At 74.8% G+C, this 14,997-nt stretch carries 13 protein-coding genes; 3 read left to right on the top strand and 10 right to left on the bottom strand.

Annotated elements, in window-relative coordinates; genetic code table 11:
• Position 1: 1 nt before the first annotated feature.
• From prcA to WAB14_RS07290, 7 genes are all read right to left on the bottom strand, one after another.
• Positions 2-703 carry a proteasome subunit alpha gene (gene prcA, locus WAB14_RS07320; RefSeq protein ID WP_340268902.1) on the bottom strand — a complete coding sequence of 234 codons (702 nt, stop codon included), beginning with the start codon at positions 701-703 and terminating at the stop codon, positions 2-4.
• On the bottom strand, positions 700-1,557 hold the full coding sequence (gene prcB, locus WAB14_RS07315; RefSeq protein WP_340268901.1) for a proteasome subunit beta: 858 nt from the start codon (positions 1,555-1,557) through the stop codon (positions 700-702). Before prcB ends, prcA begins: the two co-directional genes overlap by 4 nt.
• Positions 1,554-1,748: a ubiquitin-like protein Pup gene (locus WAB14_RS07310; RefSeq protein ID WP_340268900.1), complete on the bottom strand. Its 195-nt coding sequence runs from the start codon at positions 1,746-1,748 to the stop codon at positions 1,554-1,556. Before WAB14_RS07310 ends, prcB begins: the two co-directional genes overlap by 4 nt.
• 110 nt (positions 1,749-1,858) lie before the next feature.
• Positions 1,859-3,415 (bottom strand): depupylase/deamidase Dop, encoded by a 1,557-nt coding sequence (gene dop / locus WAB14_RS07305; RefSeq protein ID WP_340268899.1) that lies wholly within the window; start codon positions 3,413-3,415, stop codon positions 1,859-1,861.
• Between the two features lie 405 nt (positions 3,416-3,820).
• The gene (arc, locus tag WAB14_RS07300; RefSeq protein WP_377002414.1) at positions 3,821-5,398 is read right to left on the bottom strand and encodes a proteasome ATPase; all 1,578 of its coding nucleotides are present in this window, start codon (positions 5,396-5,398) and stop codon (positions 3,821-3,823) included.
• A 214-nt stretch (positions 5,399-5,612) separates the two neighbouring features.
• Positions 5,613-6,506, bottom strand: coding sequence for a tRNA (adenine-N1)-methyltransferase (locus WAB14_RS07295; RefSeq protein WP_340268898.1), 894 nt, complete (start codon positions 6,504-6,506; stop codon positions 5,613-5,615).
• Positions 6,503-7,684 carry a site-2 protease family protein gene (locus WAB14_RS07290; RefSeq protein WP_340268896.1) on the bottom strand — a complete coding sequence of 394 codons (1,182 nt, stop codon included), beginning with the start codon at positions 7,682-7,684 and terminating at the stop codon, positions 6,503-6,505. The genes WAB14_RS07295 and WAB14_RS07290 overlap by 4 nt, the downstream gene beginning before the upstream one ends.
• A gap of 64 nt (positions 7,685-7,748) precedes the next feature.
• Here WAB14_RS07290 and WAB14_RS07285 point away from each other — a divergent pair, with 64 nt between their 5' ends.
• The 3 genes from WAB14_RS07285 (at position 7,749) to WAB14_RS07275 (ending at position 12,134) form a co-directional block, all read left to right on the top strand.
• Positions 7,749-8,606 carry a RecB family exonuclease gene (locus WAB14_RS07285; protein WP_340268894.1) on the top strand — a complete coding sequence of 286 codons (858 nt, stop codon included), beginning with the start codon at positions 7,749-7,751 and terminating at the stop codon, positions 8,604-8,606.
• A gap of 127 nt (positions 8,607-8,733) precedes the next feature.
• Positions 8,734-9,537 (top strand): ABC transporter ATP-binding protein, encoded by an 804-nt coding sequence (locus tag WAB14_RS07280; RefSeq protein ID WP_340268892.1) that lies wholly within the window; start codon positions 8,734-8,736, stop codon positions 9,535-9,537.
• Positions 9,537-12,134 carry an ABC transporter permease gene (locus WAB14_RS07275; RefSeq protein WP_340268890.1) on the top strand — a complete coding sequence of 866 codons (2,598 nt, stop codon included), beginning with the start codon at positions 9,537-9,539 and terminating at the stop codon, positions 12,132-12,134. The genes WAB14_RS07280 and WAB14_RS07275 overlap by 1 nt, the downstream gene beginning before the upstream one ends.
• A 3-nt stretch (positions 12,135-12,137) precedes the next feature.
• Here the strand turns inward: WAB14_RS07275 and WAB14_RS07270 are convergent, their stop codons facing one another.
• Genes WAB14_RS07270 through WAB14_RS07260 form a run of 3 tightly spaced genes read right to left on the bottom strand, consistent with a single transcriptional unit; the run spans position 12,138 to position 14,997 of the window.
• The gene (locus WAB14_RS07270; protein WP_340268888.1) at positions 12,138-12,911 is read right to left on the bottom strand and encodes an LmeA family phospholipid-binding protein; all 774 of its coding nucleotides are present in this window, start codon (positions 12,909-12,911) and stop codon (positions 12,138-12,140) included.
• Positions 12,912-12,928: 17 nt separating this feature from the next.
• A complete protein-coding gene (locus WAB14_RS07265) occupies positions 12,929-13,957 on the bottom strand; it encodes an ABC transporter ATP-binding protein (RefSeq protein WP_340268886.1) in 1,029 nt (342 codons plus the stop codon).
• Complete coding sequence (locus tag WAB14_RS07260; RefSeq protein WP_465251627.1) at positions 13,954-14,997, bottom strand: ABC transporter ATP-binding protein; 1,044 nt, start codon at positions 14,995-14,997, stop codon at positions 13,954-13,956. Before WAB14_RS07260 ends, WAB14_RS07265 begins: the two co-directional genes overlap by 4 nt.

Genomic DNA, 14,997 nt, shown 5'->3' with positions numbered 1-14,997 from the left:
CTCAGCCGCCCGACAGGGCGACGCGCACCTCGTCCACCGACGGGCGGCGGAACGCCCGGCGCGGTCGGCCGCGCTGCAGGACCGCCACCTCGAGCTGCTCCGGGGGCACCTCGCGGCCCGTGCCGTCCGGGCCCGGGGCCTGCTGGAGCGCCGCGACGGCGAGCCGGACGGACCCGGCCAGGTCGAGGTCGGCGGACCAGTGGTCGTGCAGGTGGGCGGTGACCTGGTCGGCCGCCGCGCCCATCGCGACGAACCCGTGCTCCTCCGTCACGGAGCCGTCGTACGTCAGGCGGTACAGCTGGTCGTCGGCGGCCTCGACACCGACCTCCGCGACGACGATCTCCACCTCGTATGGCTTCGACTCCTGCGTGAAGACCGCGCCGAGGGTCTGGGCGTAGGCGTTGGCGAGGCCGCGGGCGGTGACGTCGCTGCGGTCGTAGGAGTAGCCGCGCAGGTCGGCGTAGCGCACCCCGGCGACCCGGAGGTTCTCGAACTCGTTGTACTTGCCGACCGCCGCGAAGGCGATGCGGTCGTAGATCTCCGACACCTTGTGCAGCGCCCGCGACGGGTTCTCCCCGACGAAGGAGACGCCGTCGGCGTGGGCGACGACGACCACGGGCCGCCCTCGGGCGACGCCCTTGCGCGCGTAGTCCGCCCGGTCCTTCATCAGCTGCTCGGGCGAGACGTAGAACGGCTGGCTCACAGCGGGGTCCCCCCGACCTCGGGCACGGCCCCGCCGGAGCGGGCGCCGGCGCGCCTGCTGGCGACGAGCTCCTCGACGAGGGCCTCGACCCCGGTGTCGTCGAGCTCGCGGTAGCCGTCGGCGTCGACGACGGCGACGACGGGCCAGATGCGTCGGACGACGTCCGGCCCGCCGGTGGCGGAGTCGTCGTCGGCGGCGTCGAACAGCGCCTCGACGGCGACGGACGCCGCCTCCCCCGTCGTGATGCCGGGCCGCCACCGCTTCTTCAGCGACCCGCGGGCGAAGTAGGAGCCGGAGCCGATGGAGTGGTGCTCGGACTCCGCGTAGCGCCCGCCGGTGGCGTCGAAGCTGAAGATGCGCCCGCGGCCGGTGGCGAGGTCCCAGCCCGCGAACAGCGGGACGGCGGCGAGGCCCTGCAGGGCCATCCCGAGGTTGCCACGGACCATGCCCGCGAGGCGGGTCGCCTTGCCCTCGAGGCTGAGGGTCGTGCCCTCGAGCTTCTCGAAGTGCTCGAGCTCGACCTGGAACAGCCGGATGAGCTCCAGCCCGATCCCGGCGGCCCCGGCGATGCCGATGGCGGAGTGGGAGTCCGCGGCGTGGACCTTGACGATGTCGCGGCTCGCGATGACGTTGCCCGCGGTCGCCCGCCGGTCCCCCGCCATGACGACGCCGTCGCTGCACGCGAGGGCGACGATCGTCGTCGCGTGCGCCGTCGGCGGCGTCGCGACGCTGCCGGGCGGCGGGGCGAGCTGCCGCAGCGCCTCGGGCGCGTGCCGGCCGAGGAACTCCACGAAGGAGCTGGTGTCGGGGGCGAGGAACGCGGCCGGCAGCCGGCCCGGCACGTCGGGGATCACTGACCGCCCTTCTGGACGAACCCGCGCACGAACTCCTCGGAGTTGGTCTCGAGCACGTCGTCGATCTCGTCGAGCAGGTCGTCGACGTCGCTGGCGGTGGGGGCGTCGGTCGTGCTGGTCGGGACCTCGACCTCGTCGACCTCGTGCTCGTCGCTGCGCCGCTGCTGGCGCTGCTGCTCCTGACCGGCCACGCGTCCACCTCCTCGATCGGGTGCCCCGGTCGCCCGTGCGCCGGTGCCTCCGCCAGCGTACGGCGGGGGCCGGACACGCACCGCGGCGACCCGCGAACCGGGCCCCGGCCTCACGTGGAGGTGAGGGCGTCTACGAGGTCGCGGGCCGTGGCGCTGGCGTCCAGCAGGGCGCCGACGTGCTCGCGCGTGCCCCGCAGCGGCTCGGGGGTCGGCACGCGCTGCAGGGCGCCCCGACCCGGCACGTCGAAGATGACGGAGTCCCAGCTCGCGGCGGCGACGGCGCTGCCGTACCGGGCGAGACACTGGCCCCGGAACCACGCGCGGGTGTCCTCCGGCGCCTCGTCCACGGCCCGCGCGACCTCGGCGTCGTCGACGAGCCGGTCCACCTGGCCGCGGGCGACGAGCCGGTGGTAGAGGCCCTTGTCGGGCCGCACGTCGGCCCACTGCAGGTCGATGGCGGCGAGCCGCGGGTGCCCCCACGTGACGCCCTCCCGTGCGGCGAACCCGTCGAGCAGGCGCAGCTTCGCGACCCACTCGACGTCGCGGTGGCACAGCGCCGGGTCGCGGCCGAGACGGGTGAGGACGTCCTCCCAGCGGCGCAGGACCTCCTCGGTCTCCCGGGCCGCGGTCGCGTCGTCCGGTTCCCGCTCGGCCGTGTGGGCCCGCGCGGCCTCGAGGTAGGCCCACTGCACGTCGAGGGCGGTGACCTCGCGCCCGTCGGCGAGCCGCACCTTCGCCTGCACGGTCGGGTCGTGGCTGATGTCGTGCAGCGCGCGGACGGGGCTCGCGAGGTGCAGGTCGGCGGGCAGCGTGCCCGCCTCCACCATGTCGAGGACGAGCGCGGTCGTCCCGAGCTTGAGGAAGGTCGCGGTCTCGAACAGGTTCGCGTCGCCGAGGATGACGTGGAGGCGGCGGTACCGGTCCGCGCTGGCGTGCGGCTCGTCGCGCGTGTTGACGATCGGCCGCTTGAGCGTCGTCTCGAGCCCCACCTCGACCTCGATGAAGTCCGCGCGCTGGCTGATCTGGTAGCCCGGGACGCTGCCGTCCGGCCCGATGCTCACGCGGCCGGCGCCGGTGACGACCTGGCGGGTGACGAAGAACGGGACGAGGCCGCTGACGAGGTCGGCGAAGGGCGTGGCCCGCTGGACGAGGTAGTTCTCGTGGCAGCCGTAGGAGGCGCCCTTGGAGTCGGTGTTGTTCTTGTACAGCCGCACCTCGCCGAGCCCGGGCGTGCTGCCGACCCGGGTCGCAGCCTCCTGCATGACCCGCTCCCCCGCCTTGTCCCACACGACAGCCGCCCGGGGGCCGGTGACCTCGGGCGAGGAGTACTCGGGGTGGGCGTGGTCGACGTAGAGGCGGGCGCCGTTGGTGAGGACGACGTTCGCGGTCGCGGGGTCCTCGAGGTCGGGCATCGCGCCGCCGTGCGACGCGGCGACGTCCGTGAGCTGGCTCGGGTGGGCGGCGGCACGGCTCATGTCGTGGCCCCGGGCGTCGCGCAGCGGGGCCTCGTCCTCGTAGTCCCAGCGCGCCCGACCGACGCGGCTGCCGGGGCGCGTGGCGAAGGCGTTGACGACCTGGCTCGACAGGACCATGGGGTTCTGGTCGGGGCGCCCCGGGGCGAGGATGCCGTACTCGGTCTCGATCCCCATCACGCGCCGCGTCGTCACCGCGTCAGGCTACGGGGCGGCGGGCCCCCCGAGTCCTGCGGCACAGGGGTCGTGGACGCGAACTGGCCCGCTCCGGCGCTCCGATCCCTGCGGCACAGGGGTCGTGGACGCGAACTGGCCCGCTGCGGCGCTCCGATCCCTGCGGCACAGGGGTTGTGGCGGCGCGCCGCCCGTTCCGGTCGGAGGTCGAGCATCTGCTCCCGCTCGCAGCGGGCGCACGCCGTGTACGGCGGCACCCCGGGCTTCCTCACGACCTTCCAGCGGTGCAGACCCACTCAGCACAGACCTCGACGAGCAGCCACGGCAGGCTCCTTCGGCAGGCCGCCGCACCCCGTCGTGGGCGCAGTCGACCGTGTCGCGCGTCCTCCCACCCGGGACCCGGTCACGGACGACCGATCAGGCTGCCTACAGGTACTGCCCCGTGGACTGCACCGTGTCGATCGAGCGGCCGGGCTCCGTGCCCTGCTTGGACTGGATGAGCGTGCGGATGAAGACGATCCGCTCGCCCTTCTTGCCGGAGATCCGCGCCCAGTCGTCGGGGTTCGTCGTGTTCGGCAGGTCCTCGTTCTCCTTGAACTCGTCGACCACGGCGGCGAGGAGGTGGTCCATCCGGATGCCCTTCTGACCCGTGGTCAGGAGGTCCTTGATGGCCATCTTCTTCGCCCGGTCGACGATGTTCTGGATCATCGCCCCGGAGTTGAAGTCCTTGAAGTAGAGGACCTCCTTGTCGCCGTTGGCGTACGTCACCTCGAGGAACTGGTTCTCCTCGGTCTCGGTGTACATCCGCTCGACGATGCGCTGGATCATGTCCTCGACGCACGCGACGACGTTGCCGCCGTGGGCGCCGAGGTCGTCGGCGTGCAGCGGCAGGTCGGCGGTGAGGTACTTGCTGAAGACGTCCTTCGCGCCCTCGGCGTCGGGCCGCTCGATCTTGATCTTCACGTCGAGCCGGCCGGGCCGCAGGATCGCCGGGTCGATCATGTCCTCGCGGTTGGAGGCGCCGATGACGATGACGTTCTCCAGCAGCTCGACGCCGTCGATCTCGCTGAGCAGCTGGGGCACGATCGTGTTCTCGACGTCGCTGGAGACGCCGGATCCCCGGGTGCGGAACAGGGAGTCCATCTCGTCGAAGAACACGACGACCGGCGTGCCCTCGCTCGCCTTCTCCCGCGCCCGCTGGAACACCAGGCGGATGTGCCGCTCGGTCTCCCCGACGTACTTGTTGAGGAGCTCCGGGCCCTTGATGTTGAGGAAGTAGCTGCGGGCGGCGTTGCCGTCCTCCCCGCGCGTGCGGGCGACCTGCCGCGCGAGACCGTTCGCGACGGCCTTCGCGATGAGCGTCTTGCCGCAGCCCGGCGGGCCGTACAGCAGGACGCCCTTCGGCGCCTTCAGCCCGTGCTCGCGGAACAGGTCGGGGTGGAGGAACGGCAGCTCGACGGCGTCGCGGATCTGCTCGATCTGCGAGCCGAGGCCGCCGATGTCGGCGTAGTCGATGTCGGGGACCTCCTCCAGCACGAGGTCCTCCACCTCGGCCTTCGGCACCCGCTCGTAGGCGAAGCCCGTGCGCGTGTCGACGGTGAGGGAGTCCCCGATCCGCAGCGGCTGACCCAGCAGCGGTCCCGCGAGGCGCACGACGCGCTCCTCGTCGGCGTGCGCGGTGACGAGCGCCCGGTCCGGCAGCAGCAGCTCCTTGACGCTGACGAGCTCGCCGACACGCTCGAACCCGGTGACCCCGACGATGTTCATCGCCTCGTTGAGGACGACCTCGCGGCCGGGCTGGAGCTCGGCCTGCTCGACGGCGGGCGTGACGGCGACCCGCAGCTTGCGCCCCCCGGCGGTGATGTCGGCGGTGCCGTCCTCGCCGACCTCGACGAGCGTGCCGTAGGAGGCGGGCGGCTGCGCGAGCCGCTCGACCTCGCTGCGGAGCGACACGATCTGGTCACGGGCGTCACGGAGGGTCTCGGCGAGCCGCTCGTTCTGCATCGAGACCCGGGACAGCTCGGCGCGCGCGCGCACCACCTCGTCCTGCAGGCGCTCGGCCCTGCCGCGCTCGTACCGTTCGCGCTCGGTGTGCTCGTCCACGGGCTCCTCCGGTGTCGTCGTGCCACGAGGTGCCTCCTCACGGTAACCCGCGGGCCCGACGGGCGTCCCGAGGCCGCACGGGTGCTGCCCCGTGTCGTGCGTCACCCGTCGCGCGTCACCTGCCCCAGCCGGGGTCCTCCTCCGTGAACTGCGAGGGCGCGGGCCGGCGGCGCCGCTTGGGCGCGGTCACGCCGTCCGCCATCCGTCGCGTGCTGAGGAGGAAGCCCGTGTGACCGACCATGCGGTGCTGCGGGCGCACCGCGAGGCCCTCGAGGTGCCAGCCGCGGACCATCGACTCCCACGCCGACGGCTCGGTCCAGCAGCCCGCCTCCTTCGCCGCCTCCGCCGTGCGGGACAGCTGCGTGGCGGTGGCGACGTAGACGACGAGCACGCCACCGGGGCGCAGGGAGCGCGCGACGGCGGGCAGGCACTCCCACGGCGCGAGCATGTCGAGCACGCAGCGGTCGACCCGGACCGGCGCGTCCGTCCCCTCCGCGGCGTCGAGCACCTCGACGAGGTCGCCGACCTCGAGCCGCCACGCGGGGTGGGGGCCACCGAAGAACTGCTCGACGTTGCCGCGGGCGATGTCGGCGAAGTCCTGCCGCCGCTCGACCGACACGACGCGCCCCTCGTCGCCGACCGCCCGGAGCAGGCTCATCGTGAGGGCGCCCGAACCGACCCCCGCCTCGAGGACGTGCGCCCCGGGGTGGAGGTCGCCCATGTGGACGACCTGGCCGGCGTCCTTCGGGTAGACGACCGCGGCACCGCGGGGCATCGACAGGACGTAGTCGCTGAGCAGCGGACGCTGCGCGAGGTACTCCAGGTCGGCGGTCGAGCGCACGACGCTGCCCTCGGGACGGCCGATGAGGTCGTCGTGGGCGATGGCGCCGCGGTGGGTGTGGAACACCTTCCCCGGCGACAGGGTGATGGTGTGGAGCTTGCCCTTGGGGTCGGTGAGCTGGACCCGGTCCCCCTCGCGCAGCAGCCCGGTCCGGTGCGCCTCCCTCACCGCAGGCCCATCGCGGCGGCGAAGTCGTCGGGCAGCACGCGCGCGGTCGGGCGACCGGTGTCGTCGACGAGGACGACGCCGGCACCGCCGGACCGGGCGAGCGCCTCGACCGTCGCGACGGCGCCGAGGCGGGCGGGCACGACGGAGGCGGGGGCGACGTGGAGCCCGACGGCGGCGGCGGGCGTCGAGGGGCGGAGGTGGAGCGGCACGTCGGTGACGCTACCGCCGGGGACGACGGCGACCGGACGCCCGAGCGGGTCGACGAGGACGACCTCGCGCGGCTCCGCCCCGCCCTGGGCGGCCACGACGTCCGCGACGCTCGCCGTCGCGGGCACCGCGACGGCGGCCCGGGCGACGGCGGCGAGGTCCACCTCGGCCGCCCGGCGCCGGAACCGGGCGACGGTCAGGGACGCGCTCGCGCCCTGCCAGAGGAACCCGGCGAGGACGACGACCCAGACGACCGTGAACAGCGACGGCGGCGCACCGAGGAGCAGCGGGCGCCCGACGCCCCACGCGACGAGCGCGACGGCGACGGCCCGCCCGGCCCAGCCGGCGACGACGGCGCCGGTGTCCTGCGAGCCGCTGACGCGCCACACGAGGGCCTCGAGCACCCGGCCGCCGTCGAGCGGCAGACCCGGGACGAGGTTGAACAGGCCGAGGACGAGGTTGACGAGCGCGACGGCGGCGAGGAGGAACCCGACGACCGCGGCGACCGACACGACGTCGTCGGCCGGCGCGGCGGGGACGAGCGCCCGTGCGGCGGACGCGACCCCGGCGAGGACGAGGTTGGCGAGCGGTCCGACCACCGACACGACGGCGCTCGTGCCCGGTGTCGCGGGTCGGCCGAGCGAGGTGTGCCCGCCCCACAGGTCGACGACGACCTCCTCCACGTGGAGGCCCGCCCGACGCGCCGCGACCGCGTGCGCGGCCTCGTGGACGAGCACCGAGGCGGCGAGGAGGACCGCGAGCACGACCGCGACGAGGTAGGCGGCGGGCACGGGCAGCCCGGTCGCGCGCGCGGCGACGGGACCGAACAGCACGGTGACGGCGACGGCGATGACGAGCCACGACGCCGACAGCAGGACGGGGACACCCGCGACCGTCGCGACCCGCACCCGGCGCCGCGGACGGCGTCCTCGGCTCCCCCGGTCGGTGCGTCCGGTCGTCACCTCTCCCACCCCCGGATCGTACGGGCGGGTCGCTGCCGGGGTTCTGTCCGGGCCGCTGCCTACCGTGTGTCCCGTGTCCAGCACCCGGGTCGGCGCGCTCTCCCCGTCGCGCGCCGGTGACTTCAAGCAGTGCCCGCTGCTGTTCCGCTTCCGCTCCGTCGACCGCCTGCCGGAGCGGCCCTCGAGCGCGGCGGCCCGGGGCACCGTGGTCCACCGCGCCCTCGAGCTCCTCTTCGACGCCCCGGCGCCCGAGCGCACCCCCGAGCGGGCGCGGACCCTGCTCGAGCCGGCCCTGCGCGAGCTCGTCGCCGAGCGGCCCGAGGTGGCCGACGTGCTCGGCGGCCCCGAGGGGGAGTCGCGGTGGCTGGAGGAGGCCGCCCGGCTCGTCGAGACGTGGTTCCGCCTCGAGGACCCGCGCCGTCTCGAGCCCGAGGGCCGCGAGCTGTACGTCGAGCACCAGGTCGCCGAGGACCTCGTGCTGCGGGGCATCGTCGACCGGGTCGACGTCGCACCCGACGGCCGCATCCGGATCGTCGACTACAAGACCGGTCGCGCCCCCGGGGAGGCGTTCGAACAGCGCGCCCTGTTCCAGATGAAGTTCTACGCGCTGCTGCTGTGGCGCACGCGGGGGCGGGTGCCCACCCGCGTCCAGCTCGTCTACGTCGGCGGCACCGGGCAGCGGCTGCCGCTCGACGTCGACGAGCACATGCTCGCCGCGTTCGAGCGCACCCTCCTCACCCTGTGGCGGGCGATCCGCGAGGCCGCGGAGACCGGGGACTGGCGCCCCCGACCCAGCCGCACGTGCGAGTGGTGCGACCACCGCGAGCTGTGCCCCGCCTGGGGCGGCACCCCACCGCCGCTGCCGCCCGACGCGCTCGACCGGGTCCTCCGCCTCGTCCCGGCCGAGCGCGCGGGCACCGACGACGGCTAGCCCCGGGGGGCACCAGGGGGTGCCCGGACGCCCGGACCGGGGGCAATCCCGATGGACCTCACCCCGGGTCAGGGTGGTTCGCTTGTCGCACGACCCCGCCCCTCCCCCTGACGAGACGGACGCCGCCGTGAGCGAGACCGCGCAGACCACCGACCTCCCCGCCCAGCAGCCCGAGGACCAGCCCCACGGCCGGCACGCCGCCCCGGCGCCGCCCGTCGCCTCCGCCCGGGGCCTCACGAAGGTCTACGGCAGCGGCGAGGCCGCCGTCCACGCCCTCGCCGGTGTCGACGTCGACTTCGTCCGCGGCGAGTTCACCGCGATCATGGGCCCGTCGGGGTCGGGCAAGTCGACCCTCATGCACTGCATGGCGGCCCTCGACAGCCCCACCTCGGGCACCGTCGTCGTCGACGGGGTCGACGTGTCGACGCTCGGCGACTCCGCCCTCACCCGGCTGCGGCGCGACCGGATCGGCTTCGTCTTCCAGTCCTTCAACCTCGTGCCGACGCTGAGCGCCGCGGAGAACATCACGCTGCCGCTCGACATCGCGGGCCGCAAGGTCGACCGGGAGTGGCACGACACGGTCGTCGGCATCCTCGGCCTCGGCCCGCGGCTGTCGCACAAGCCCAACGAGCTGTCCGGCGGCCAGCAGCAGCGGGTCGCCGCGGCGCGGGCGCTCGTCGGCCGGCCCGCGATCGTCTTCGCCGACGAGCCGACCGGCAACCTCGACTCCCGCTCGTCCGCCGAGGTGCTCGGCTTCCTGCGCCGCAGCGTCGACGACTTCGGGCAGAGCATCGTCATGGTGACCCACGAGCCGTCCGCCGCGGCGTACGCCGACCGGGTCGTGTTCCTCGCCGACGGGCGTGTCGTCGACGAGATGCGCTCCCCGACCGCGGAGTCGGTCCTCGACCGCATGAAGACGATGGACGCCTGATGCTCAGGGTCACGCTCGCCAACGTCCGCGGGCACGTCGTCCGCCTCCTCCTCACGTGCCTCGCCGTCACGCTCGGCACGGCGTTCGTCGCCGGCTCCTTCGTCCTCACCGACTCCATCGACCGCACCTTCTCCGCCATCTTCGCCACCGCCGACAGCACCGACGCCGTCGTGCGTCTCGAGGGCGCAGGCCCCAGCGGCGACGCCGCGGCCACCGCCGAGGGAGCCGGCGCGGGCACGGGCGCCCAGGCCGGACCCGACGAGGTTGCGTCCCTGCCCGGGCTGCCGCTGGAGCTCGCCGACGACATCGAGGCCGTCGACGGTGTCGAGCGGGCGGTGCCGGCCCTCACCGGCAGCGCCGTCCTCCGCGGCGCCGACGGCACGGCCGTGCGCAGCGGCGGTGCCCCCGCGCTCGGGTTCGCGTGGGACCCCCTCGACCCCTCCGTCCGCCTGCTCGACGGGCGCGGCGCGGAGTCGCCCGACGAGGTCGTCGTCGAGACGACGACCCTCGAGCAGTCCGGTCTCGCCCTCGGCGACGAGACGGTCGTCGTCGTCAACGGCACGCCCTTCGACGTCACCGTCGTCGGCGAGGCGACGAACGACACCCCGACCGCGGGCGCCGCGATCGTCCTCGTCGAGCAGGACCTCGCCCGCGAGCAGTTCGCGCCGACCGGGGTCGTGCCGAGCATCACCGTCACAGCCGTCGACGGCCTCACCCAGGAGGAGGTCGTCGACCGGGTCGCCCCGCTCGTGCCCGACGGCGCCGAGGTCGTCACCGGTCAGCAGCAGGCCGACGAGACGCAGGAGACCCTCGCGACGGCGCTCGGCTTCATCACGACGTTCCTCCTCGTCTTCGCCGGTGTCGCCCTCTTCGTCGGGGCGTTCATCATCTTCAACACGTTCTCCATGCTCGTCGCCCAGCGCACCCGCGAGCTCGCCCTCCTCCGGGCCATCGGCGCGTCGCGAGGGCAGGTCGTCCGCTCCGTGCTCGGCGAGTCGGTCGTCGTCGGCCTCGTCGGCTCGCTCGCGGGCCTGGGGATCGGCATCGGGCTGGCCGCAGCCCTCCAGCAGCTCATCGGCGGGCTCTTCGGCCTCGAGCTCGAGCGGCTACCGGTCGAGCCGCGGACGGTCGTCGCCACGCTGGTCCTGGGGGTCGCCGTCACGGCGCTCGCCGCCGTGCTGCCGGCGCGGCGTGCCTCCGCGACCGCCCCGGTGGCGGCGATGCGCGACGAGCAGGCGCTGCCGCGCGGGGCGGTCCGCCTGCGCGCGGTGCTCGGTCTCGCCGTCGCCGCGGTCGGCGCCGTCGCGATGGCGCTCGTCCTCACCGACACCGTCGACACGCAGCCGCTCGCCGTGCTGGGGGCGGGTGTCACGGCGGTCTTCCTCGGCGTGGCGGCCGCGAGCCCGGCGGTGTCGAAGCCGGTCGTGTGGCTCGTCACCGCGCCGTTCGCGGGCCGCGCCGTCGGGCGGCTCGCGCAGCGCAACGGGCTGCGCAACCCCCGCCGCACCGCCGCCACCGCGAGCGCGCTCATGGTCGGGCTCGCGCTCGTCGGCGCCGCGTCGGTCCTGTCGAGCTCGGCCGCCGCGAGCGTGTCGGACATCATCGACGACGAGTTCACCGGCGACCTCGTCGTGAGCGACGGGGGGCAGCCGAGCATCCCCGCGACCGTCGCCGACGCCGTCCGGGACGTCGACGGCGTCGAGGCCGTCCTCGAGCTGCCGTTCACGGCGGCCACGGTCGACGGCGAGGACGGGTTCGGCATGGCGGTGGACCCCGCGACGCTGCCGGGTCTCGTCGAGCTCACCACCGTCGAGGGGAGCCTCGACGCGCTCGGTGACGGGGTGTGGCTCACCGAGTCGCGCGCGGACGAGCTCGGTGCAGCGGTCGGGGACACCGTCACGGTCGCCGTCGGCAACGGGGCCGCGGCCGAGCGCGAGGTGCTCGCCGTCTACGAGGACTCCCAGCTCGTCGCGGCCGACGTGCTCGTCTCCGACGACGTGTACGCCGCGGGCGTCGACGGGGTCCAGGCCGGCGGACCGGGTGGCGGCGGGGGCGTGCAGTACGTCCTCGTCGACGTCGCCGACGACGCCGACCTCGCGGCGGTCGAGGCCGCCGTCGCCGACGTCGCCGCGGACTTCCTCACGCTGTCGGTCCTCGACGCCGACGAGTTCACGTCGGAGCAGACCGCACAGATCACCACGGTCCTCGGCCTGATCTACGCCCTGCTCGGGCTCTCCCTCGTCATCGCGACCCTCGGCGTGATCAACACCCTCGCCCTCTCCGTCGTCGAGCGGACCCGGGAGATCGGGCTCCTGAGGGCCATCGGGCTCACCCGGGCCCAGCTCCGCCGCACCGTCACCATCGAGTCGGTGGCGACGACCGTGTTCGGGGCGCTGCTCGGCGTCGCGCTCGGGCTCGCCTTCGGCGTCGCGTTCCAGCGCGCGGTCGCCGACGACGGCCTCGAGGTGCTCGCGGTCCCGTGGGCGACGATGACGGTCGTGCTCGTCGGGTCGGCGGTCGTGGGTGTCGTCGCGGCGCTCCTGCCCGCGTGGCGGGCGACCCGGGTCGACGTGCTGCGGGCGATCACGACGGAGTAGCGGTCACGACAGGGCCACGGCTCCGGGGACGAGCACGACGTCCTCCCCCGACAGCTCCGCCCGGAACCCGTCGTCCACCACGGCGACCTCCTGCAGGACGAGCCCCTCGGGCAGCCCCTCGACCTCGGTCTCCACCTGGACCGCGGCCCGGGCGACCGCGGCGACGCCGCGGTTGAGCACCCCGCCGAGGCCCTCGACCTCGACGTCGGTGGGGGCGAGGACGAGACGGCCGCCGACGACGTCGACGGTGCCGGTGGCCCGCACCTGCCACTGCCTGCCGAGCAGCTCCACCGGCAGGGTGACGGCCGCGTCGCCGTCGGCACCCTCCGCTGCGGGCCGGACCGTGGCGTCCGGCCCGACCTCGGCGGCGACGACGTCGAAGGGCACGGTCGCGGTGACGTCGACCACGGCGGCTCTCGCCTCCTCCGGACCCGAGCGCAGCCCCTGCCCCGTGGCGCGGACGTCCCCGAGCACGGAGCCGGGCAGGACGACGCTCGCGGCGTCGAGCGTGAACTGCCCGAGCCACGTCTCCTCGTCCCCCAGGTCGTCCGGGGCGGCGGTCGGCACGGCCGGGACCGGGTCCGCGCCCTGCTGCGCCGCCGACCCGCCCGTCGGCGCGCCGGCGGGCTCGCTGACGACGGCGAGGGTGACGACCAGCGCCACCACGAGCACGACGAGGGTGACGAGTGCCCCGAGCAGTGCACCGACGAGCCGGTCGTGTCGTCGGCGCGAGCGCGCGTCTGCGACGGAACCGCTGGCCTGCTCCTCGGGGTCCATACCGGGGCAGTACCCGCTCAGGCGGCGGTGCTCTCCTTCGGACGGATCGTGCCGGCGGCGATCTCCTCGGCGTAGTGGCACGCGACCCGGTGCCCGGGGGCGACCTCCCGCAGCCCGGGCCGCTCGCTCGTGCAGCGGCCGGGCTGGACGAAGGGGCACCGCGTGGAGAACCGGCAGCCCGCCGGCGGGTCCGCGGGCGAGGGCAGGTCGCCGGTGAGGAGGATCCGCTCGCGCCGGTCCTCGACCTCCGGGTCCGGCACGGGGATCGCCGACATGAGGGCGAGCGTGTACGGGTGCCGCGGCGCGGCGTACAGGGTGTCGCTGTCCGCCTCCTCGACGAGCCCGCCGAGGTACATGACCCCCACGACGTCGGAGACGTGCCGCACGACGGCGAGGTCGTGGGCGATGACGACGTACGTGAGCCCGAGGGCGTCCTGCAGCTCCTCGAGGAGGTTGACGACCTGCGCCTGGACGGACACGTCGAGCGCCGACACCGGCTCGTCGGCGACGACGAGCTCGGGCCGCAGCGCCACGGCTCGCGCGATCCCGATGCGCTGCCGCTGGCCGCCGGAGAACTCGTGCGGGAACCGTCCGGCGGCGGACGCGGGCAGACCGACCTGGTCCAGCAGCTCCCGGACGCGGGCGCCGTAGCCGCCCGACCCGGCCGTCACCCCGTGCGCCTTCAGCGGCTCCGACAGGGCCGCCTCGACCGACTGGCGCGGGTCGAGGCTGCTCATGGGGTCCTGGAAGATCATCTGCATGCGGGAGCGGGCCCGCCGCAGCCGCTCCCCCGACAGCGCCGCGACGTCCTGGCCGTCGAAGAGGACCCGGCCCCGGGTGGGCCGCAGCAGCCGCAGGACGGCGCGCCCGAGCGTGCTCTTGCCGCAGCCGGACTCCCCGACGAGCCCGTACGTCGAGCCGCGGCGCACCGACAGGGACACGCCGTCGACGGCCTTGACGTGCCCGACGACGCGGTCGCGGACGATGCCCCGGACGATCGGGAAGTGGACGGCGAGGTCGTCGACCTCGAGCAGGGCGTCGCTCACGAGTCCTCCGGGGTCGCGACGGGGTGGACGCAGCGCACGCCGTGCCCGCGGACGCTCTCCATGGCGGGCGGGCCGCCGAGGCAGGCGTCGTCGGAGCGGGTGCACCGCGGTTCGAACGCGCAGCCGGTCGCCCAGTCCCGGGTGAGGGTCGGCGAGCCCGGGATCGGCCGCAGCGGCACGCCGCGCGGGGTGTCGAGGCGGGGCACGGACTCCAGCAGACCGTGCGTGTACGGGTGCTCGGGGCGGGCGAACAGCTCCCGCCGGGCCGCGGACTCCACGAGCCGCCCGGCGTACATCACGTGGACGTCGTCGCACATCCCGGCGACGACCCCGAGGTCGTGGGTGATGAGGACGAGGGCCGTGCCGGTCTCGGCGACGAGGCCGCGGAGCAGGTCGAGGATCTGGGCCTGGATCGTGACGTCGAGCGCGGTCGTCGGCTCGTCGGCGACGAGCAGCCGCGGGGAGCACGCGAGGGCGATCGCGATGAGCGCGCGCTGCCGCATGCCCCCGGACAGCTGGTGGGGGTAGTCCGTGAGCCGGCGCTGCGCCTCGGGGATGCCGACGCGCCGGAGCAGGTCGACCGCCTCGTCGCGGGCCTCGGCCCTCGTCATGTCCCGGTGCCGCCTCAGGACCTCCGTCACCTGCACGCCGATCGTGACGACGGGGTTGAGCGACGACATGGGGTCCTGGAAGACCATCGCCATCTCGGCGCCGCGCAGGGACCGCCGCCGGTCGTCGGACAGCCCGAGCAGCTCCTCGCCGTCGAAGCGGACGCTGCCCGACACCTCCACCCCGCGCTTCGGCAGCAGGCCCATGAGCGCGAGGGAGGTGACGGACTTGCCGGACCCGGACTCCCCGACGAGGCCGACGCTGCGCCCGGCGGGCACGTCGAAGCTCACCTGGTCCACGGCGGTGACGGGCGGGCGACCGCGGCGGGTGAACCGGACCCGCAGGTCGCGGACCTGCAGGAGGGGCCCGTCCGAGGGCGACGACCGTCGCCCGACCGAGCCGTCGGCACGGGTGGCGCCGGCGCTGCTCAC

Source organism: Aquipuribacter nitratireducens (assembly GCF_037860835.1).
Lineage (GTDB): Bacteria > Actinomycetota > Actinomycetes > Actinomycetales > JBBAYJ01 > Aquipuribacter > Aquipuribacter nitratireducens.
This window is presented reverse-complemented; position numbering and strand designations above follow the sequence as displayed.